Source organism: Methylobacterium nigriterrae (assembly GCF_037106235.1).
GTDB lineage: Bacteria > Pseudomonadota > Alphaproteobacteria > Rhizobiales > Beijerinckiaceae > Methylobacterium > Methylobacterium nigriterrae.
Genome location: NZ_JBAWTG010000855.1, coordinates 1 through 272, shown reverse-complemented (window position 1 = coordinate 272; position 272 = coordinate 1). Strand labels below are relative to the sequence as shown.

The window sequence follows — 272 nt, the reverse complement described above, 5'->3', positions numbered from 1 at the left end:
CGACCGGCTTATGGAATTTCTGCCGGTATTCGATCGCCACCTTCGCGGCGAACACCACCGCTTCCGGATCGTCGCCGTTCACGTGGAAGATCGGCGCGTCGATCATCTTCGCCACATCCGACGGATACGGCGACGAGCGCGAGTAGCGCGGATAGGTCGTGAAGCCGATCTGATTGTTGACGATGAAGTGCAGCGAACCGCCGGTGCGATATCCCTTCAGATCCGACAGCGCGAAACATTCCGCCACAACGCCCTGGCCAGCAAACGCGGCG

The 272-nt window shown here is 61.0% G+C and carries 1 protein-coding gene; it reads right to left on the bottom strand.

What is annotated here, in order from left to right:
* Window positions 1-272: thiamine pyrophosphate-dependent enzyme (locus WDW90_RS39430; RefSeq protein WP_336493036.1), on the bottom strand; the 272-nt coding region annotated here is incomplete at both ends.